A 20088-nucleotide genomic window follows, 5' to 3' on the forward strand; every position below is an offset into this window, starting at 1 on the left:
GCACATGAAATCCATCAAGAAGTTTTTCCAGCGCCTGTTTGGAAAAAAGAAGAAAAAGCCTGACTCCTCCATTTATCCGATGTTTTGACGCGGCACTGGAAGGTAATGGCTATGGATGGCTCGGTTCCTACGCGTATTCCCTCGGACGACAGGTGGCGCGAGCTCTATCGTTTGGCGCTTGATCCTGAATGTTTCCTGGATGCGCAGTACCTCGACAACTTGCTGGCTGACGACGGCGAGCCGGAGCAGTTGCCACTGTTGTCCAAGCGGATTGACGCATGGCAGCTGGAACAGGCGTCGGCGTATGCCGGGGCCGCCGCAGCAGCTGTCGAACAGCGCAACGTGCAGGCTTTTGCTCAGGCGTTGGCTGTCTATTCGGCGCCGATGGCCTCGATGCTGGGTTGCTGGCTGCAAGGCATGAGTGCGCCCGGCGTGTTTGAAGACCCGGCGCAGTTACGCTTGATGCAACTGTTTGCCCATGACGTCGGCGTCGGCTACCCGAACGCCTCTCGCGCCCATCACTTCAACGCGCTGTTGGGCCAATTACATCTGGCGGCCTATGCCTTGGCCCCGGCGCAGCTGGCGACCTTGCCGGACCTGCATGACGACGCGTTCGAACTGCCCGCGCTGTTGCTGGCCTTGAGCCGGCGCAGCGATGCCTTTGGCGACGAACTCTGCGGTGTCGATTGGGCCCTGCGCGCCGTCGGGTTATGCCCGGGCTGGGCCGCCATGGGCAAGCTTGAAGGGCTGCCACTGGAGCTGGGCCGGCTGGATCTGAGCGCTTCCTTTCCAGGCGTGGAGCCGGCTTCGTTGCGCCATATCAGCCAATGGGTCGCGGACCGCATCATCGAGCAGGGCGAGGATCGCCAAGCCCGGCTGCTGCGTGGCGCCCATTGGCTGTTTGGCGCGCTGCAACGCTGGAATGCCCGGCTGTATAACGCCTCGCTGACTGCCACCTCGCCCCAGCAGGCCATCGCGCAGCTGATGCAGCGCCTGGCCCGGGTGGGCGCGGTGTATCACCAGAATTACCTGATCGAAGGCCGCAGCCTGGCGCTCTGGCTTGAAGAGGCGCAACAAGACCCATTGCCTCTGCTGGATGTGCTGTCGCGCAGCCGCCTGATCGTGCCCGGCAACTCGAAAAAAAGCCTGCTGGTCACCAGCCTGGTGGCGCCGACCGGGCGCATGTTCCGCATCTTCAGCGAGGCGGACTTGAGCGTGATTCGCCAGTGGATCGACTGGTTGCCTCAGGCCGCCGCCACCCGGCAACTGCCGCGCCAGCCAGTCGACAGGTCTGCCAAGACGCCGCCCCCGATCACAGCCAGCCCAGCCGACACCGGGCACTGGCCCCGGAGCCTGCGCGAGGCCTACTTTGTGTTGCAGGGCCGCGCGCTGCAGCCGGCGACCCTGACGTTCGCACACGCCTATGTGAGCCGTTGGCTGGAACGTTCACGCAAGTCATTGAAAACGTCCGAGCGCCAGTTGCCCGAACAGTGGGGACCGCATGTGCTGCGCGGGTGGTTGTTGGACAAGCACGACCAGAACGGCCAGCAGTTCGATGACAGCGACCCGGCGCAAATGCCCAGCCGTGAAGAAATCATCGAGTCGACCCTGCAACTGGCGCCCCTGACGCTGATCGACGGCGCCTGGCTGCAAGGCTTTACCGACGCTGGGCTGGCGTCTTCCCATGTGGGCTACACCCTGTTCCAGACCTATTGGGACGAGTTGGGCAACGGAATCGAGGCGCTCAATCATCCGAAGATCTACCGCGATGGCCTGCGCGAAATGGGTTTCGAACTGGCGCCCACCGGTAGCCGTGACTTCGCCGAAGACCCGCGTCTGTATGAGGAGTCATTCCGGCTGCCCGTGTACTGGCTGTGCCTGGGCAAGCTGCCGATGACATTCATGCCTGAGGTCCTCGGCATGAACCTGGCGATGGAGCTGTCGGGCGTGGGCGGCAGCTACCGCTCGGCGCGGCGCTTTTTACGGCACTACGGGTTCAGCACGGCGTTCGTCGATCTGCACAACACCATTGATAACGTCTCGACCGGGCACTCGGCCTGGGCTGCCGATGCGATTGATGCCTACATGCGCGCGTTGACCAGCACCGAGCAGGTCGCCGCGCAATGGCAGCGCGTGCGAGTGGGGTATGAGTCCCTGGCGCCGACGCCGGGCAAGTGGAGTTCGGTATTGCGTCGATTGAGCCTCTCATCGAACGCCAGCGTGCTCCCGCGTCCAGTACGTACCGCCGCTTCAAAAGGCTATCTGCATCACTTGCCGATTACTCGGCAAGTGATGCTGGAAACCAGCGAACACTAACGCCACGAGGAGCAATTATGTCTTTGGTAGAAGTGCATAACGAATGGGACCCCCTCGAGGAAATGATCGTGGGCATCGCCCATGGTGCGCGCGTGCCGCGACCGGACAGAGGCCTGTTCGCCCTCGACTACAGCGAGCACCACGACTCGCCCCATGAGATTCCGTCCGGCCCGTATCCCGAACAGCTGGTTGAAGAGGCGCAGGAAGACCTGGACGCCTTTGCGGCTTTTCTGGTCGGGCATGGGGTGACCGTGCGGCGGCCCAGGGAGACCTATCACGCCGCGCTGTTCGGCACCGGCGACTGGAAGACCGACGGCGAATACAACTATTGCCCGAGGGATGTGCTGCTGCCGATTGGCAAGACCATCATTGAAGCGCCGATGGCCTTGCGCAGCCGTTACTTCGAAGCCTTCGCCTACCGCGAACACCTGCAGGCGTACTTCGCCAGCGGCGCCAACTGGATTTCCGCGCCCAAGCCGGAACTGCCCGACAGCACCTACCGGGTCAACCCGCAGGAAGGCTCGATCATCGCCAACAATGAGCCGATCTTCGATGCAGCCAACGTGCTGCGCATGGGCCGGGACATTCTTTACCTGGTGTCGCGCAGCGGCAACCGCCTGGGCTACGAGTGGCTCAAGCGCGTGCTCGGCGATCAATACCGGGTGCATGCCCTCAGCGGGTTCTACGACGGCACGCACCTGGACACCACCATCACCCTGGTGCGCCCGGGGCTGGTGGTGTTGAACCCCGAGCGCATCGGCAAGGATCAGGTGCCGCAGGTCTTCAAGAACTGGGACATCATCTGGGCCCCCGACATGGTGGACACCGGCTACTGCTGGTCGTACCCACGTGCATCGATCTGGCAGGGCATGAATTTCATCATGGTCAACCCGGCGCTGGCGGTGATCAATGACCAGCAGGTGCCGCTGATTCGTGCGCTGGAAAAACATGGCGTCGATGTGGCTCCGTTGAAAATGCGCCATGCGCGCAGTTTGAGCGGCGGTTTCCATTGTGTGTCCGTCGACATCCGTCGACAGGGCACGCTGGAAGATTACCGTTGAACAGGGCGTGATCATGCAGGCACTGGATTACTACTCGATTGTGCTGTTCGTGATCGCCACATGCGTCACGCCAGGGCCGAACAACGTGATGCTGATGTCGTCCGGCGCCAATTTCGGCATCGGTCGAACGCTGCGCCATGTGGCCGGTATCAACATCGGTTTTCCGCTGATGCTGGTAGCCGTCGGGCTGGGGGCTGGTGCGGTGTTCCGGCAATACCCACGCCTGCATGATGGCTTGCAGGTGGTCGGCGCGCTGTACCTGTTATTCCTGGCGTACCAGATTGCCAGTGCCCCCACCACCGACCTGGGTGACAAATCAGGCAAGCCGTTGGGGTTCACGGCGGCGGCGCTGTTCCAGTGGGTCAACCCCAAAGCCTGGGTGATGGCGGTGGGCGCGGTGCTGGCTTACACCTCGCCCCTAGGTTCGTACACGGTGCAGGTGTTTCTGATCGCACTGCTGTTTTTCTTGTTCGGCTCACCGTGCTCCATGGTCTGGGTGTTTTTCGGGCAGTACCTGCGGCGCTTCCTGACCCATCCGCAACGGTTGAAGGCTTTCAATATCACCATGAGCTTGGTGCTCGTGGTCTCTTTGATCCCGGTTTTACGAAGCCTGCCATTCGCGCAATGGTGGTCTTGAAACACAGAGAAAGGTTGCCCGCACGTCAGCAGTTCGATTGACGAGGACAACTCCATGGATTGGCAGAATGTGATGAGGATGCACAGTTAAATGGCTAATTATGTTTTAGGGATTTCTGCCTTTTACCACGACAGTGCTGCTGCTTTGGTCAAGGACGGCGTGCCCGTCGCTGCCGCCCAGGAAGAGCGCTTCACCCGCGTGCGCCACGACCCGGCATTTCCGGCCCAGGCGATTGCCTATTGCCTGGACGCCGAGGGCATCACCCTGGCTGACCTGGCGGCGGTGGTTTACTACGAAGACCCCCAGGAAAAATTCTCCCGGGTGATTTCGTCATTTGCCAGCGGCGGCATTGGCGGTGCGCGTACGTTCATCAATGCGATGCCCGAATGGATTCGCTGGAAGTGGAACGTGCTCAAGTTCGTCGACGAGCAACTGGAGACGCTGGGCCGAGGCAAGGCGCCGCGAACCCAGGCTTCCCAGCATCACCGTTCCCACGCGGCGGCGGCGTTTTACCCGTCACCGTTCAAGAACGCCGCCGTGTTGTGCATCGACGGCATCGGCGAATGGCACTCGACCACTATCTGGCACGGCGAGGGTTCGAACCTTGCACTGAAAAACTCGATTTCCTATCCCCATTCCGTGGGCTTGCTGTATTCGGCCATGACCTACTATTGCGGGTTCAAGGTCGACTCCGGGGAATACAAGCTGATGGGCCTGGCACCGTACGGCCAGCCTATCTACGCCGACAAGATTCGCGACGAGTTGATCAATATCCGTGAAGACGGCTCGTTCACCCTGAACATGAAGTACTTCGAGTACCTGCGCGGTGAGCGCATGGTCGGCGAGGCATTCGAAGCGCTGTTCGGCGGGCCGATCCGTCAGCCCGAAAGCCCGATCTCGCAGCGCGAGTGCGACTTGGCCGCCTCGATTCAAAAGGTCACCGAGGAAGTGGTGCTGGGCCTGGCCACCGCCGCGATCAAGCAGACCGGCGAGCGCAATCTGTGCCTGGCCGGTGGCGTGGCTTTGAATTGCGTGGCCAACGGCGTGCTCAGCCGCTCGGGGCGTTTCGATTCGATCTGGATCCAGCCGGCGGCCGGCGATGCCGGTTGTGCCCTGGGCGCGGCGCTGGATTTTGCAGTGCGGCATAACGGCCGTCCGCATCTGGATGGCAACAAGTCCGATGCCATGAGCGGCAGCCTGCTGGGGCCGGGCTTTGGCGACGAAGAAATCGCCCAGTTCCTGCTGGAAAACCAATACCCCTTTACCCGCTATGACGACGCGGGGCTGTATGACCAAGTTGCCAGTCGCCTGGCCGAGGGCGCGGTGGTGGGATGGTTCCAGGGGCGCATGGAGTTTGGCCCACGGGCCTTGGGCGCGCGTTCGATTCTGGGCGATGCGCGCAATCCCGAGATGCAGCGCACCATGAACCTGAAGATCAAATACCGCGAGTCGTTCCGCCCGTTTGCCCCGGCCGTGCTGGCCGAGGACGCCGGCAACTACTTCGATATCTGCGAAAAAAGCCCTTACATGCTGATGGTCGCGCCGGTCACCGACTCGATCAAATCCCAGCAGTCGCGGCAAGAGGGCGGCCCGGAGCGAGGCTTGGGCAGTATCAACAATATTCGCTCGCAACTGCCAGCAGTGACCCACGTCGATTTGTCGGCACGGGTGCAAACCGTCACCGAGGAAAACAACGCACCGTTCACCTACCTGCTGCGCAGTTTCAAGGAGCGAACGGGATGCTCGGTGCTGGTCAACACCTCGTTCAACGTGCGCGGCGAACCCATCGTGTGCAAACCCGAGGAAGCGTACGCCTGCTTCATGCGCACCGAAATGGACGTGCTGGTACTGGGCCGTTACGTGCTGGAGCGCCCCGGCCAACCGACCTTCGTCGAAGCTGTCGACTGGCGCAGCGAAATCCCGCTGGATTGATCCTTACCCTTCACTCATTGGAGCTTTTACCGTGCTCAGATTGCTTGCATTGCTGATGTTTATTGTCGTGCTGTTGCCCATCGGGCTGACGCGTTCGGTGTTTCATTCGTCCCGGTTCGGGCGGCGTTTTCACCAGGCGCCGACGGCCTGGGACCACTGCGTGAGCAAATCGTAACGCCAACCGCCCAAGGAACCGCGCCCATGTCAAAAGTGATCTATAAAAACCTCAACACCTCACCGATCCTGGCGGTCGGCGGCGCCGGGGTGTGGCTTGAAGATGCAACGGGTAAACGCTACCTCGACACCTGCGGCGGCGTCGCAGTGTCGAGCCTGGGCCACGGCCATCCGCGCATCGCAGCGGCATTCGAGCGCGAAGCGAAGAAACTCGCCTGGGCCCATGCGGGCAGTTTCACCACCGCCGCAGCCGAGGAACTGGCCGAGCGCCTGGTGGCCGCCAGTGGCGGCCTTGCGCGTGCGCAGTTTTTATCCGGCGGCTCGGAGGTGATGGAGCTGGCGATGAAGATCGCCTACCAGTACCAATGCGAGCGCGGTTTGCCCGACAAGTCGGTGTTCATTTCCCGCCGACAGAGCTATCACGGCAGCACCTTGGGCACCCTGAGTATCTCCGGCAACCCACAGCGCCAGTCGGTGTTCGGCCGACTGTTTGCGCCCGCCGAGTTCGTCTCGCCCTGCTACGCCTACCGTGATCAACGCCCCGACGAAAGCGAAGAGCAGTACGCCACGCGCCTGGCCGAGGAGTTGGACGCCAAGATCCGTAGCCTGGGCAGTGAAAACGTCGCGGCGTTCTTTGCCGAGACCGTGGTGGGTTCCACCAACGGCGCGGTGCCTGCGGTGCCCGGTTATTTTCGCAAGATCAAAGCGGTGTGCGAGCGTCACGATGTGCTGCTGATCCTGGATGAGGTGATGGCCGGCATGGGGGCGTACCGGGCAACTGTTCGCCTATGCCGACGACGGCATCGTGCCGGACATGGTTGCGGTGGGCAAAGGCCTGGCGGCGGGCTACATGCCCATCTCGGCGCTATTGATCAGTGACCGCGTGCATTCGGTGATGGCCGGTGGCTCGGGTGTGCTGGGCAACGGCCAGACCCATGTCAACCATCCGCTGGCCTGCGCCATTGCCCTGCAAGTGCAGCAAGTGATCGTGGAAGAAGACCTGCTCGCGCAGGTTCGCCAACGCGGTGAGCAACTGCGCGCCTGGCTCAGGGAAAGCCTGGCTGACCTGGATATCGTCGGCGATGTGCGCGGGCGCGGACTGTTCGTGGGCGTCGAATTTGTCGAAAGCCGTGCCACCAAGGCGCCGTTCAAAGGCGGCGGTGCGTATGCCGCTGCGCTCAAGCGAGAGGCGCTGCAGCGTGGCCTGCTGATCTATCCCGGCAGTGGCACGGTGCAGGGCACGCAAGGCAATCATGTGCTGTTTGCACCTCCGTTCATTACCAGCGAAGCAGAGCTTGGGCAAATGGTCGAGCGCTTCAATGCCGTGGTCAGGGCTGTCGCGTACTAGCGACCGAGCGAGTCTACCGGGGACGGTCGTAGTCACCCACATTACTTGGAAATGGAGAAGTGAAGATGCAGACAATCGAGCCATGCAAGGACAAGGTCCTGCTGTCGGTGTGCACAATGGACTGGTGTGATCACGGCGTGGAATTCGCCAAGACCGTATTCTCCAACCTTGAGGTGTTCTGCTGGGACCCGGGCGATCCGTATCCCTACCACCTGGATAATTGGGAAGGTGACTGGATTATTTCCTACCGGGGCGACTTCATCTTCCCGCAGAGCATCTACAAAAATGCCCGCAAAGGCGCGATCAACCTGCACCCGGCGCCACCCAAGTATCGAGGCCTGGGCAGCCAGCATTACGCGATCTACTACAACGATGAAACCTACGGCTCGACCTGTCATCACCTGGCCCCTTCGGTGGACAGCGGACAGATCATCGATGTGGCGCGCTTCAACGTCGCACCCGCCGAGACGGCCTCATCGCTGCGCCTGCATGTGGGCGCCTATTGCCTGCAGCAGTTCATCCACCTGCTCACCGACTACATCCTGGCGGGGCGCCCACTGCCGACTTCGCCGGAGAACTGGGGCGAGCGGCTGTACAAGCAATCGGAACTCAAGCCCTGGATGGAGCAGATTCGCGCTCAGGAGCCGGATCATCGTTGCTTCAAATAGTTTTTTCTGGAACGTCACTTCAAGCCGCTGATGGCTTGAAGTGCTCACTGCGCGCTGGCGCCACGGGTATGAGTGCACCTATGTTTGAGTTTTCAAGTTTTGCAGCGGCCCTTGGGGTCTACGTGATCGGCACTGCCAGCCCGGGCCCGGGCAACCTGGCCATCGCCAACACTTCCTTGAATTACGGGCGCACACCCGGCCTTGCGCTGGCGGCGGGGGTTATTTCCGGGTCGTTGTGCTGGGGCGCGATGACCGCTGCCGGCGTGTCGGCGCTGCTGATGTCCAACACCCAGATCATTGTGTGGTTGAAGGTGTTCGGCGCCTGTTACCTGTTCTTCCTCGCCTGGAAATCGGTGCGCAGTGCGCTGGCACATAACGCCACGACGATAGCCAAGGTGCGAGCAAAGCAGACGCGTAACCTGGGCTTTTACTTGCAGGGGTTGGGCATCCATCTGACAAACCCCAAGGCGGCCTTGACCTGGTTCACCGTGACCACCGTGGGCTTGAGCGTCAACGCGCCGGCCTGGGCCAGTTTCGTGCTGGTGGCCGCCTGTGCGTTATTGGGCTTCCTGATTTTCTGCACCTACGCCCTGGCGTTTTCCGCCCATTCGGCAGAGCCGTTTTTCACCCGGACCCGCAAGTCCTTCGGGCTGATTTGCGCGGCGTTCTACTCGATGGTTGCCATCGGCTTTCTCAGTTCGTTGTTCTGACTCCAACTCCAAGTGGCTACAGCACACCACCACCTGCGCTACCGGGGTGGCAGGTGACGCGCAAAGGCCCGTTTCCAGGAAATACCCATGTCCTTGTCGTTTGATCTGATGCTGGCGTTTGCTTTGTTTGCGTTTGTCACCTCCGTCACCCCGGGCCCCAATAACGCCATGCTGCTGGCCTCGGGCGTCAACTTCGGCTTCCAGCGCACCATCCCGCATATCCTGGGCATCAGTTCCGGGTTCCTGGTGCTGGTATTGGCGGTAGGGCTGGGGCTTGGTGCTGTTTTTACCGCCTATCCCGTGCTTTACACCCTCCTGCGCTACGCGGGCGCGGCGTACTTGCTGTACCTGGCCTGGAACATCGCCCGCTCAGGCCCGGCGTCCGAAGACACCGAAGGCAAAGGCAAGCCGCTGGGGTTCTGGGGCGCGGCGGCGTTTCAGTGGGTCAATCCCAAGGCGTGGGTCATGGCGATTGGTGCGATCAGCACCTATACACCTTTGCAGGACTACACCACGAACGTGGTGATCATCGCCACTGTGTTCGCACTGATCAATGCGCCGAGCGTGGGGGTATGGGCAGGGTTTGGCAGTGTGTTGCGCAACGTCTTGCGCGACAGACGCTGGTTGCGCGTATTCAACTTCGGCATGGCGGCGCTGCTGGTGATTTCGCTGTACCCGCTGCTGCAGCATACAAACTGACCCCCGGCGCGGTGGTCTGACGCCATAAAAATCAGGCTTATAAAAAAAGCGAAGCCAAATTAATGGCTTCGCTTTTTTATGTATTACGGTTCTGAAAAGCTGGGGTCAGAACGGGATATCGTCATCAAAACTGTCAAAATCCGGAGCCGGCTGCGGAGCGGCCTGTTGTGGCGCTGGACGCGACTCACGCTGAGGCTGCTGGCTTGGCTGTGGACGCGATTGCTGTGGGCGCGGTGCCGAGTTGGACATGCCGCCCTGGCCTTGCTGATCGCCCTGTGGACGGCCGCCCAGCAATTGCATGGTGCCTTGCATGTCGACCACGATCTCGGTGGTGTAACGCTTGATACCGTCTTTTTCCCACTCGCGGGTTTGCAGTTTGCCTTCGATGTATACCTGCGAACCTTTGCGCAGGTACTCGCCGGCGATCTCAGCCACTTTGCCGAACATCGACACGCGGTGCCATTCGGTTTTCTCGACCTTCTGGCCAGTCTGCTTGTCGGTCCACTGTTCGCTGGTCGCCAGACTCAGGTTGGTCACAGCGTTACCGTTGGGCAAGTAGCGAACTTCGGGATCCTGGCCGCATGTACCGACCAATATGACTTTGTTAACCCCACGGGCCATAACGTTCTCCTAGGCTGGGCGCGCTGTCGGCACTGGGTTGACCAGTTGCTCGAGCGTCGCGCGATCCAATAATTCGGTGTCCAATTTGATGTAGATCGCAGCTTCTTCCGCGACCACTACTGCGTCCGTTACTCCAGCGACGGCCTTGAGGCGCTCGACCAGGCCAGCCTCGCGCATCGCTTCAGGCGATAACGGCAGGCGCAGGCTCGTCACATACGGAGGTTCGCGCATGGTAACAGCAAAGACCAGCCAAAGTGCAGCCAGCCCGGCGCATCCGAGGAACACAACCGACAAACCGCCATGCTGGAACATCCAGCCGCCCATGATCCCACCCAGCGCCGAACCGAGGAACTGGCTGGTGGAATAAACGCCCATCGCCGTGCCCTTGCCGCCCGCTGGTGAAACCTTGCTGATCAGCGAAGGCAATGACGCCTCCAGCAGGTTGAACGCGGTGAAGAACACCACCGTACCGATCACCAGCGCCCGCAGGCTGTCGCCGAACTCCCAGAAGAATAGTTCAGTGAGCATCAATGTCGTGACGGCGCCGAGTAAAACTCGTTTCATTTTGCGTTTCTTCTCGCCGTAGATGATGAACGGGATCATGGCGAAGAACGAAATCAGCAGCGCGGTGAGATAGACCCACCAGTGCTGCTCCTTGGGTAAACCGGCTTTTTCCACCAGGGCCAGGGGCAAGGCGACGAAGCTGCACATCAGCATTGCGTGCAACACGAAGATACCTAAATCCAGGCGCAGCAGGTCCGGGTGCTTGAGCGTCGGCAACAGCGCCTGGCGCGCGACGCCGGATTCACGGTGCTGCAGCGTGCCGGTAGAGCGCGGCACCATAAAGGCCACGATCACGATGCCGAACAACGCCATGCCGCCGGTGGCAAGGAACAAACCGTGCAGGCCGAAGGCGCGCGTCAGCAGCGGGCCGACCACCATGGCCACGGCAAACGACAGACCGATGGTCATGCCGATCATGGCCATGGCCTTGGTGCGGTGTTGTTCGCGGGTGAGGTCCGACAGCAGCGCCATCACCGCAGCGGAAATCGCCCCGGCGCCTTGCAGGATGCGTCCGGCGATGACGCCCCAGATCGAATCGGACTGCGCCGCCAGCACACTGCCGAGGGCGAACACGATCAGCCCCAGGTAGATCACCGGACGACGGCCAATGCGGTCGGAAATGATGCCAAACGGAATCTGGAAGATCGCCTGGGTCAGGCCATAGGCGCCAATCGCCAGGCCGATCAATGCGGGGGTTGCGCCTGCGAGATCCATTCCATAGGTCGCCAGCACCGGCAACACCATAAACATGCCCAGCATACGGAAGGCGAACACCAGGGCCAGACCGCTTGCCGCTCGGGTCTCGCCGCTACTCATGCGTTCGCTGTGGGGATCGTGCATGGAAAAACCTCGTGTGAACCGGCGGCGATTCTACCAGTCCCATCGATTGAGAGGGTATATGCGGCGCTTTGCCGCGCAGCTTTCATGTAAGGCTGCAAGCGGCCTTTTGACAGTGTATATTCATCCAGTCTTTAGCCGTATACTCCGGCATTATTTACGCCCGCCGTGCGAGGCCATCTTGGACAAGATCCTGATTCGTGGGGCTAGAACCCACAACCTGAAGAATATCGACCTGACCCTGCCCCGGGACAAACTGATCGTCATCACCGGCCTGTCCGGCTCGGGCAAATCGTCACTGGCGTTCGACACGCTGTACGCCGAAGGCCAGCGGCGCTATGTGGAATCGCTGTCGGCCTATGCCCGGCAATTCCTCTCAATGATGGAAAAGCCCGACGTCGACACCATTGAAGGTTTGTCGCCGGCCATTTCCATCGAGCAGAAGTCGACGTCCCACAACCCGCGTTCCACCGTGGGCACCATTACCGAAATCTACGACTACCTGCGTCTGCTGTATGCACGGGTGGGTATCCCCCGCTGCCCGGACCACGATATTCCGCTGGAAGCCCAGACCGTCAGCCAGATGGTCGACCTGGTACTGGCCCAGCCGGAAGGTGCCAAGCTGATGCTGCTGGCGCCTGTCATCCGCGAGCGCAAGGGTGAGCACCTGTCGGTCTTCGAAGAGCTGCGGGCGCAAGGTTTCGTGCGCGCGCGCATCAACGGCAAGCTTTATGAACTGGATGAAGCGCCGAAGCTCGACAAACAGAAGAAGCATTCCATCGATGTGGTGGTTGACCGCTTCAAGGTGCGGGCCGACCTGCAGCAACGCTTGGCGGAATCCTTCGAGACCGCGCTGAAGCTGGCGGACGGTATCGCCCTGGTAGCGCCGATGGACGATGAGCCAGGCGAAGAGATCATCTTCTCCGCGCGCTTTGCCTGCCCTATATGCGGCCACGCCATCAGCGAGCTGGAACCCAAGCTGTTTTCGTTCAACAACCCGGCCGGCGCCTGCCCGACCTGCGATGGCCTGGGCGTTAAACAGTTCTTTGACATAAAGCGCCTGGTCAACGGCGACCTGACCTTGGCCGAGGGTGCGATACGCGGCTGGGACAGGCGCAACGTCTACTACTTCCAGATGCTGGGCTCGTTGGCGTCACACTATAAGTTCAGCCTGGAGGTGCCGTTCAATCAACTGCCGGCAGACCAGCAGAAGGTCATCCTCAACGGCAGTGGTTCGCAGAACGTTGACTTCAAATATTTGAACGACCGGGGCGATATTGTTAAACGCTCCCACCCGTTCGAAGGCATCGTGCCGAACCTTGAGCGTCGTTATCGCGAGACCGAGTCGGCGAGCGTACGCGAAGAACTGGCGAAATTCCTCAGCACCCAGCCTTGCCCGGATTGCCGCGGCACTCGCCTGCGCCGTGAAGCGCGGCATGTATGGGTTGGCGAGAAGACGTTGCCGGCGGTAACCAACCTGCCAATCGGCGATGCCTGTGAGTACTTTGGCGTGCTCAAGCTGACCGGCCGGCGTGGGGAGATTGCCGACAAGATCCTCAAGGAAATTCGTGAGCGTCTGCAGTTCCTGGTCAACGTGGGCCTGGACTACCTGTCGCTGGATCGCAGTGCCGACACCTTGTCGGGTGGCGAGGCCCAGCGGATTCGCCTGGCCAGCCAGATCGGCGCGGGTCTGGTGGGCGTGTTGTACATCCTTGATGAACCGTCGATCGGCTTGCACCAACGTGACAACGATCGCCTGCTGGGTACGTTGAAACACCTGCGGGATATCGGCAACACGGTGATTGTGGTCGAGCACGACGAGGACGCTATTCGGCTGGCGGATTACGTCGTCGATATCGGCCCCGGGGCCGGGGTACACGGTGGGCATATTGTCGCCGAAGGTACGCCTGCCGAAGTGATGGCTCACCCGGACTCCCTGACCGGTAAATACCTGTCCGGCCGCGTAAAGATCGAAGTGCCGGCCAAACGTACTCCGCGCAACAAGAAGATGGCTTTGCACCTCAAGGGTGCCCGTGGCAACAACTTGCGCAATGTGGACCTGGAGATTCCTCTTGGCCTGCTGACCTGTGTGACCGGCGTTTCCGGCTCGGGCAAGTCGACGCTGATCAACAACACGCTGTTCCCGCTGAGTGCCACCGCCCTGAACGGCGCCACCACGCTGGAAGCGGCGGCCCACGACAGCATCAAGGGCCTGGAACACCTGGACAAGGTGGTCGATATCGACCAGAGCCCGATTGGCCGCACGCCGCGGTCCAACCCGGCAACCTACACCGGGCTGTTCACGCCCATCCGTGAGCTGTTTGCGGGTGTTCCGGAATCCCGCTCACGGGGTTACGGGCCAGGGCGGTTCTCTTTCAACGTCAAGGGCGGTCGCTGCGAGGCGTGCCAGGGCGATGGTTTGATCAAGGTGGAGATGCACTTCCTGCCGGATATCTACGTGCCGTGCGATGTGTGCAAGAGCAAACGCTACAACCGCGAAACCCTGGAAATCAAATACAAGGGTAAGAGCATCCACGAAACCCTTGAGATGACCATCGAGGAAGCTCGGGTGTTCTTTGACGCGGTTCCGGCTTTGGCGCGCAAGCTGCAGACGCTGATGGACGTGGGTTTGTCTTACATCAAGCTGGGGCAGTCTGCGACCACGCTGTCGGGTGGTGAGGCGCAGCGGGTGAAGCTGTCGCGCGAGCTGTCCAAGCGCGATACAGGCAAAACCCTGTATATCCTTGATGAGCCGACCACAGGCCTGCATTTCGCGGACATCCAGCAACTGCTGGATGTGCTGCACCGCTTGCGCGATCACGGCAATACGGTGGTGGTGATTGAGCACAACCTCGACGTGATCAAGACCGCCGACTGGCTGGTGGACCTCGGGCCGGAAGGCGGCTCCAAGGGCGGCCAGATCATTGCGGTCGGTACGCCGGAGCAGGTCTCGGAAATGCCGCAATCGCATACTGGTTACTATCTGAAGCCGCTGCTGGAGCGCGACCGGGCCTGATTTATCGGGCCCAACAAAAAGCCCCCGTCACCTCATCGGTGGCAGGGGCTTTTTTGTTGCCGGAATCAGAACTGCGATTGCAGGTAATTTTCCAGGCCAATCAGCTTGATCAGGCCCAACTGCTTTTCCAGCCAGTAGGTGTGATCTTCTTCGGTGTCATTCAACTGTACCCGCAGGATCTCACGAGTGACATAGTCGTTGTGCTGCTCGCAGAGCTCGATGCCCTTGCAGAGCGCGGCCCGAACCTTGTATTCGAGGCGAAGGTCAGCAGCGAGCATTTCCGGCACCGTGGTACCCACGTCCAGGTCATCGGGGCGCATGCGCGGCGTGCCTTCGAGCATGAGGATACGGCGCATCAGCGCATCAGCGTGCTGTGCCTCTTCCTCCATCTCGTGGTTGATACGTTCGTAGAGCTCGGTAAAGCCCCAGTCTTCGTACATGCGCGAATGGATGAAATATTGGTCACGAGCTGCCAGTTCGCCCGTCAGCAACGTGTTGAGGTAATCGATTACGTCGGGGTGACCTTGCATCGCCCTACATCTCCCTGCTTGAAAGTCTGTAGTTTGAACCATCATGACTTCAAGGTCACGGGATCAACGGCAGAAAAACGTAGATTTCCGGAGAAAAGTAGCTGAAATAACGCAAAAACCGCCCAAATGAGGGCGGTTCTGCTTATCGTTTAGAGTCAGTTAAGCGATACACCCAGTGCCTTTGCGATTGCTTCTCCATAAGCGGGATCCGCCTTGTAGAAATGTTGCAACTGGCGCTGCACCACGTCACTGGAAACACCACCCATCGCACCAGCGATGTTGCTGGTAAGCAGCGCTTTCTGCTCGTCATTCATCAAGCGGAACAGCGCGCCGGCGTGGCTGTAGTAGTCAGTGTCTTCGCGATGATCGTAACGATCCGCTGCGCCGCTCAAGGCCAATGCAGGTTCCGCGTATTGTGGCGCCTGTTTTGGCGCATCGGCGTAGCTGTTCGGCTCGTAGTTTGGCGCTGCGCCACCGTTGCTGCCGAACGCCATCGAACCGTCACGCTGGTAGCTGTTGACTGGGCTACGTGGGGCGTTCACCGGCAGTTGCTGGTGATTGGTGCCAACACGGTAGCGGTGAGCATCTGCGTAGGCGAAGACACGACCCTGCAGCATACGGTCTGGCGACAGACCTACACCTGGAACCATGTTGCTTGGGCCGAACGCGGCCTGTTCCACTTCAGCGAAATAGTTCTGCGGGTTGCGGTTGAGCTCCAGTTCACCCACTTCGATCAAGGGGAACTCTTTCTGCGACCAGGTCTTGGTCACGTCAAACGGGTTCTCGTAATGGGCGTTCGCCTGGGCCTCGGTCATGATCTGGATGCAGACGCGCCACTTCGGGAAATCACCACGCTCGATTGCACCGAACAAGTCACGCTGGGCATAGTCCGGGTCGGTACCCGCCAGGCGCGCGGCTTCGGCCGGAGCGAGGTTCTTGATGCCCTGCTTGGTCTTGTAGTGCCACTTCACCCAATGACGCTCGCCGTTGGCGCTGATCAGGCTGTAGGTGTGACTGCCGAAGCCGTGCATGTGGCGGTAGCCATCCGGAATGCCGCGATCCGAAAACAGGATGGTGACCTGGTGCAGCGCCTCTGGGGAGTGCGACCAGAAATCCCACATCATCTGCGCGCTTTTCAGATTACTTTGCGGCAGGCGTTTTTGGGTATGGATGAAATCCGGAAATTTCAGCGGGTCACGGATGAAGAACACAGGCGTGTTGTTGCCGACGATGTCCCAGTTGCCTTCTTCTGTGTAGAACTTAAGGGCGAAACCGCGTGGGTCGCGTTCAGTGTCAGCCGAACCGCGCTCGCCACCTACGGTGGAGAACCGCAGGAAGGTCGGCGTTTGCTTTCCCACTGCGTCGAACAGCTTGGCGCTGGTGTATTGAGTGATGTCTTGGGTAACGGTGAACGTACCGTAGGCGCCCGAACCTTTGGCGTGTACGCGGCGCTCCGGAATATTCTCACGGTTGAAGTGAGCAAGCTTCTCGATCAGGTGAAAGTCATCGAGCAGCAGCGGACCACGAGGGCCGGCGGAACGGGAATTCTGATTATCCGCAACGGGAGCGCCGCTGGCGGTGGTAAGGATTTTATTCTGACTCATGCGCAATCTTCCTCAGGTCGGACTTGGAACTGCCGGCTAATCGGCTTGGGAGGAGTATTGACTAACAACATGACACTCACAAATTCATTAAATCGTGAGCCTCAATAGAAAATTACTACCAAGCCAACCTCTATAGTGCCTACCGCTTCGTCGGAAGACTTGTACAGATCGCGCTTTTCTTACGGGCACAAAAAACCGGGCACTAGGCCCGGTTCTTCGTTACAGACTGACGTCTTACTCGGCGCTTACAGCTTCGCCGGCAGTAGCACGATCAACCAACTCGACGTACGCCATAGGGGCGTTGTCGCCAGCGCGGAAGCCGCACTTGAGGATGCGCAGGTAGCCACCCTCACGGGTAGCATAACGCTTGCCCAGGTCGTTGAAGAGCTTACCAACGATAGCTTTCGAACGAGTACGGTCGAAAGCCAGACGGCGGTTAGCCAGGCTGTCTGTCTTGGCCAAAGTGATCAGCGGCTCAGCAACGCGACGCAGTTCTTTAGCTTTCGGCAGTGTAGTTTTGATCAGCTCGTGCTCGAACAGCGACACCGCCATGTTTTGGAACATGGCCTTGCGGTGCGAGCTGGTACGGCTCAGGTGACGACCACTTTTACGATGACGCATGGTTCATTCCTTACCAAACTCACGTTCGGTGATTACGACGATCAGGCAGTCGCCTTGTCGTCCTTCTTAAGACTTGCAGGCGGCCAGTTGTCGAGGCGCATGCCGAGGGACAGACCGCGGGAGGCCAGAACGTCCTTGATTTCAGTCAAGGATTTCTTGCCCAGGTTCGGAGTCTTCAACAGTTCTACTTCGGTACGCTGAATCAGGTCGCCGATGTAGTAAATGTTTTCCGCCTTAAGGCAGTTAGCCGAACGTACAGTCAGTTCCAGATCGTCAACCGGGCGAAGCAGGATCGGATCGATCTCGTCTTCTTGCTCGATTACCACTGGTTCGCTGTCACCCTTGAGGTCGACGAACGCAGCCAACTGCTGTTGCAGAATGGTTGCAGCGCGGCGAATAGCCTCTTCAGGATCCAGGGTACCGTTGGTTTCCAGATCAATAACCAGCTTATCCAGGTTAGTACGCTGCTCGACACGGGCGTTTTCCACCACGTATGCGATACGGCGAACCGGGCTGAACGAAGAGTCAAGCTGCAAGCGACCAATGCTGCGGCTTTCGTCTTCATCGCTCTGACGCGAGTCGGCCGGTTCATAACCACGACCACGAGCTACGGTGAGCTTCATGTTCAGGGCGCCGTTAGACGCCAGGTTAGCGATTACGTGATCGGGGTTAACGATCTCGACATCATGATCCAGCTGAATATCGGCAGCGGTAACCACCCCCGAACCCTTCTTCGACAAGGTCAGCGTAACTTCGTCACGGCCGTGCAGCTTGATAGCCAGACCTTTAAGGTTCAACAGGATTTCAATTACGTCTTCCTGTACACCTTCGATGGCGCTGTACTCGTGGAGCACACCGTCAATCTCGGCCTCGACTACTGCACAGCCGGGCATTGAGGACAACAGGATGCGGCGCAGCGCGTTGCCCAGGGTGTGGCCAAAACCACGCTCGAGAGGCTCGAGGGTAATTTTGGCGCGGGTTGGACTAACAACCTGCACATCAATGTGGCGGGGTGTCAGGAACTCATTTACCGAAATCTGCATGGATGCACCTATTTTCTAGCCCTTACTTGGAGTAGAGCTCGACAATCAGGCTTTCGTTGATGTCGGCGGACAGATCACTGCGAGCAGGAACGTTCTTGAAAACGCCCGACTTCTTCTCAGTGTCTACTTCTACCCATTCTACGCGGCCACGTTGGGCACACAGATCGAGAGCTTGGACAATGCGAAGTTGGTTTTTTGCCTTCTCGCGAACTGCGACCACGTCACCAGCACGAACCTGGTAAGACGGAACGTTTACGGTCTGACCGTTAACGCTGATCGACTTGTGCGATACCAGCTGACGGGATTCGGCACGAGTCGAACCAAAGCCCATACGGTATACAACGTTGTCCAGACGGCATTCGAGCAGTTGCAGCAGGTTTTCACCGGTTGCACCTTTCTTGCCAGCAGCTTCTTTGTAGTAGCCGCTGAACTGACGCTCGAGAACGCCGTAGATACGACGGACCTTCTGCTTTTCACGCAGTTGGGTGCCGTAGTCGGACTGGCGACCGCGGCGTTGGCCGTGGATACCAGGTGCTGCTTCAATGTTGCACTTCGATTCGATCGCGCGCACGCCGCTCTTCAAGAAGAGATCGGTGCCTTCGCGACGAGCGAGTTTGCATTTTGGACCAATGTAACGAGCCATTCTTTACAATCTCCTGGATTACACGCGGCGCTTCTTCGGCGGACGGCACCCGTTGTGCGGGATTGGCGTCACGTCGGTGATGCTGGCGATCTTATAGCCACAGCCGTTCAAAGCACGGACAGCAGACTCACGACCTGGACCTGGACCTTTGACGTTAACGTCGAGGTTTTTCAGGCCGTATTCCAGCGCAGCTTGACCAGCACGTTCAGCAGCTACTTGAGCAGCGAACGGGGTGGACTTGCGGGAACCGCGGAAACCCGAACCACCGGAGGTAGCCCAAGAAAGCGCGTTACCTTGACGGTCGGTGATGGTCACGATTGTGTTGTTAAAAGATGCATGGATGTGGGCGATGCCATCAACCACTGTCTTTTTAACTTTTTTACGAGGACGAGCAGCAGGTTTTGCCATGATAATTTTCCTGTCGATTCGCGTGGGCGATTACTTGCGGATCGGCTTACGCGGACCTTTACGGGTACGCGCGTTAGTCTTGGTACGCTGACCGCGCACTGGAAGACCACGACGATGACGCAGACCACGGTAGCAACCGAGGTCCATCAAACGCTTGATTTTCATGTTGATTTCGCGACGCAGGTCACCTTCAGTGGTGAACTTCGCCACTTCGCCACGCAACAGCTCAATCTGCTCGTCGCTCAGATCTTTGATCTTTGCGGCTGGGTTTACCCCAGTGTCTGCGCAAATTTTCTGCGCAGTAGTGCGACCAACACCATAGATGTAGGTCAGCGAGATAACAGTGTGCTTGTTATCTGGAATGTTAACGCCTGCAATACGGGCCATTCAGTGGGACTCCAATTGACAGCTACCTACGCCCCGGAAGCCAAGAAATAGGGCGCGAGATAATATCGCTGTAATAACAAATAATCAACCCGGCAGCGCACTAGCTGCCGGGCTTCAAGCGGATCACACTCAGCCTTGGCGCTGTTTGTGACGCGGTTCCGCGCTGCAAATTACTCGAACAACACCTTCGCGGCGAATAATCTTGCAGTTGCGGCACAGCTTTTTCACCGATGCACGAACTTTCATCACCAACTCCTCGAACCTTATGG

General features: G+C 59.5%; 21 protein-coding genes. 11 read left to right on the forward strand and 10 right to left on the reverse strand.

Annotation, left to right across the window (positions count from 1 at the left end; genetic code table 11):
• Positions 1-111 precede the first annotated feature (111 nt).
• The 10 genes from QF045_RS27355 (at position 112) to QF045_RS27400 (ending at position 9545) form a co-directional block, all read left to right on the forward strand.
• Positions 112-2316, forward strand: a complete 2205-nt coding sequence (locus QF045_RS27355) for an iron-containing redox enzyme family protein (protein WP_306494814.1) — start codon at positions 112-114, stop codon at positions 2314-2316.
• A 17-nt stretch (positions 2317-2333) separates the two neighbouring features.
• Positions 2334-3377, forward strand: a complete 1044-nt coding sequence (locus QF045_RS27360; protein WP_306494815.1) for an inosamine-phosphate amidinotransferase 1 — start codon at positions 2334-2336, stop codon at positions 3375-3377.
• A 13-nt stretch (positions 3378-3390) separates the two neighbouring features.
• Complete coding sequence (locus tag QF045_RS27365) at positions 3391-4014, forward strand: LysE family translocator (RefSeq protein ID WP_306494816.1); 624 nt, start codon at positions 3391-3393, stop codon at positions 4012-4014.
• A gap of 90 nt (positions 4015-4104) precedes the next feature.
• On the forward strand, positions 4105-5946 hold the full coding sequence (locus tag QF045_RS27370; protein WP_306494817.1) for a carbamoyltransferase: 1842 nt from the start codon (positions 4105-4107) through the stop codon (positions 5944-5946).
• Between the two features lie 31 nt (positions 5947-5977).
• Complete coding sequence (locus QF045_RS27375; protein ID WP_306494818.1) at positions 5978-6121, forward strand: hypothetical protein; 144 nt, start codon at positions 5978-5980, stop codon at positions 6119-6121.
• Positions 6122-6147: 26 nt separating this feature from the next.
• Positions 6148-6999: an aminotransferase class III-fold pyridoxal phosphate-dependent enzyme gene (locus QF045_RS27380; RefSeq protein ID WP_306494819.1), complete on the forward strand. Its 852-nt coding sequence runs from the start codon at positions 6148-6150 to the stop codon at positions 6997-6999.
• On the forward strand, positions 6935-7468 hold the full coding sequence (locus QF045_RS27385; RefSeq protein WP_306494963.1) for an aminotransferase class III-fold pyridoxal phosphate-dependent enzyme: 534 nt from the start codon (positions 6935-6937) through the stop codon (positions 7466-7468). The genes QF045_RS27380 and QF045_RS27385 overlap by 65 nt, the downstream gene beginning before the upstream one ends.
• A gap of 65 nt (positions 7469-7533) precedes the next feature.
• Positions 7534-8136 carry a formyltransferase family protein gene (locus QF045_RS27390; protein WP_306494820.1) on the forward strand — a complete coding sequence of 201 codons (603 nt, stop codon included), beginning with the start codon at positions 7534-7536 and terminating at the stop codon, positions 8134-8136.
• Between the two features lie 80 nt (positions 8137-8216).
• Positions 8217-8846 (forward strand): LysE family translocator, encoded by a 630-nt coding sequence (locus QF045_RS27395; protein ID WP_306494964.1) that lies wholly within the window; start codon positions 8217-8219, stop codon positions 8844-8846.
• 87 nt (positions 8847-8933) lie between these two features.
• Complete coding sequence (locus QF045_RS27400) at positions 8934-9545, forward strand: LysE family translocator (protein ID WP_306494821.1); 612 nt, start codon at positions 8934-8936, stop codon at positions 9543-9545.
• A gap of 105 nt (positions 9546-9650) precedes the next feature.
• Here QF045_RS27400 and QF045_RS27405 read toward each other — a convergent pair whose 3' ends face one another.
• On the reverse strand, positions 9651-10166 hold the full coding sequence (locus QF045_RS27405) for a single-stranded DNA-binding protein (RefSeq protein WP_003232445.1): 516 nt from the start codon (positions 10164-10166) through the stop codon (positions 9651-9653).
• 9 nt (positions 10167-10175) lie between these two features.
• Complete coding sequence (locus QF045_RS27410; protein ID WP_306494822.1) at positions 10176-11570, reverse strand: MFS transporter; 1395 nt, start codon at positions 11568-11570, stop codon at positions 10176-10178.
• A 178-nt stretch (positions 11571-11748) separates the two neighbouring features.
• Between QF045_RS27410 and uvrA the strand changes: the two genes are divergently transcribed.
• Positions 11749-14583, forward strand: coding sequence for an excinuclease ABC subunit UvrA (uvrA, locus tag QF045_RS27415; RefSeq protein ID WP_124388407.1), 2835 nt, complete (start codon positions 11749-11751; stop codon positions 14581-14583).
• A gap of 65 nt (positions 14584-14648) precedes the next feature.
• Here uvrA and bfr read toward each other — a convergent pair whose 3' ends face one another.
• The 8 genes from bfr to rpmJ form a co-directional block, all read right to left on the reverse strand.
• Positions 14649-15113: a bacterioferritin gene (bfr, locus tag QF045_RS27420; protein WP_065930320.1), complete on the reverse strand. Its 465-nt coding sequence runs from the start codon at positions 15111-15113 to the stop codon at positions 14649-14651.
• Positions 15114-15268: 155 nt separating this feature from the next.
• Positions 15269-16717 carry a catalase gene (locus QF045_RS27425; RefSeq protein ID WP_306494823.1) on the reverse strand — a complete coding sequence of 483 codons (1449 nt, stop codon included), beginning with the start codon at positions 16715-16717 and terminating at the stop codon, positions 15269-15271.
• A gap of 234 nt (positions 16718-16951) precedes the next feature.
• On the reverse strand, positions 16952-17338 hold the full coding sequence (gene rplQ / locus QF045_RS27430) for a 50S ribosomal protein L17 (protein ID WP_003176402.1): 387 nt from the start codon (positions 17336-17338) through the stop codon (positions 16952-16954).
• Positions 17339-17379: 41 nt separating this feature from the next.
• Entirely contained in the window at positions 17380-18381 is a 1002-nt protein-coding gene (locus tag QF045_RS27435) for a DNA-directed RNA polymerase subunit alpha (protein WP_003176403.1), read from the reverse strand.
• A 22-nt stretch (positions 18382-18403) separates the two neighbouring features.
• Entirely contained in the window at positions 18404-19024 is a 621-nt protein-coding gene (gene rpsD / locus QF045_RS27440) for a 30S ribosomal protein S4 (protein ID WP_003176404.1), read from the reverse strand.
• Positions 19025-19042: 18 nt separating this feature from the next.
• Complete coding sequence (gene rpsK, locus QF045_RS27445; RefSeq protein WP_002555466.1) at positions 19043-19432, reverse strand: 30S ribosomal protein S11; 390 nt, start codon at positions 19430-19432, stop codon at positions 19043-19045.
• A gap of 30 nt (positions 19433-19462) precedes the next feature.
• Entirely contained in the window at positions 19463-19819 is a 357-nt protein-coding gene (gene rpsM / locus QF045_RS27450) for a 30S ribosomal protein S13 (RefSeq protein ID WP_003210063.1), read from the reverse strand.
• Between the two features lie 129 nt (positions 19820-19948).
• On the reverse strand, positions 19949-20065 hold the full coding sequence (gene rpmJ / locus QF045_RS27455; RefSeq protein ID WP_002555468.1) for a 50S ribosomal protein L36: 117 nt from the start codon (positions 20063-20065) through the stop codon (positions 19949-19951).
• Positions 20066-20088 lie beyond the last annotated feature (23 nt).

This window comes from Pseudomonas sp. W4I3 (assembly GCF_030816195.1).
Lineage (GTDB): Bacteria > Pseudomonadota > Gammaproteobacteria > Pseudomonadales > Pseudomonadaceae > Aquipseudomonas.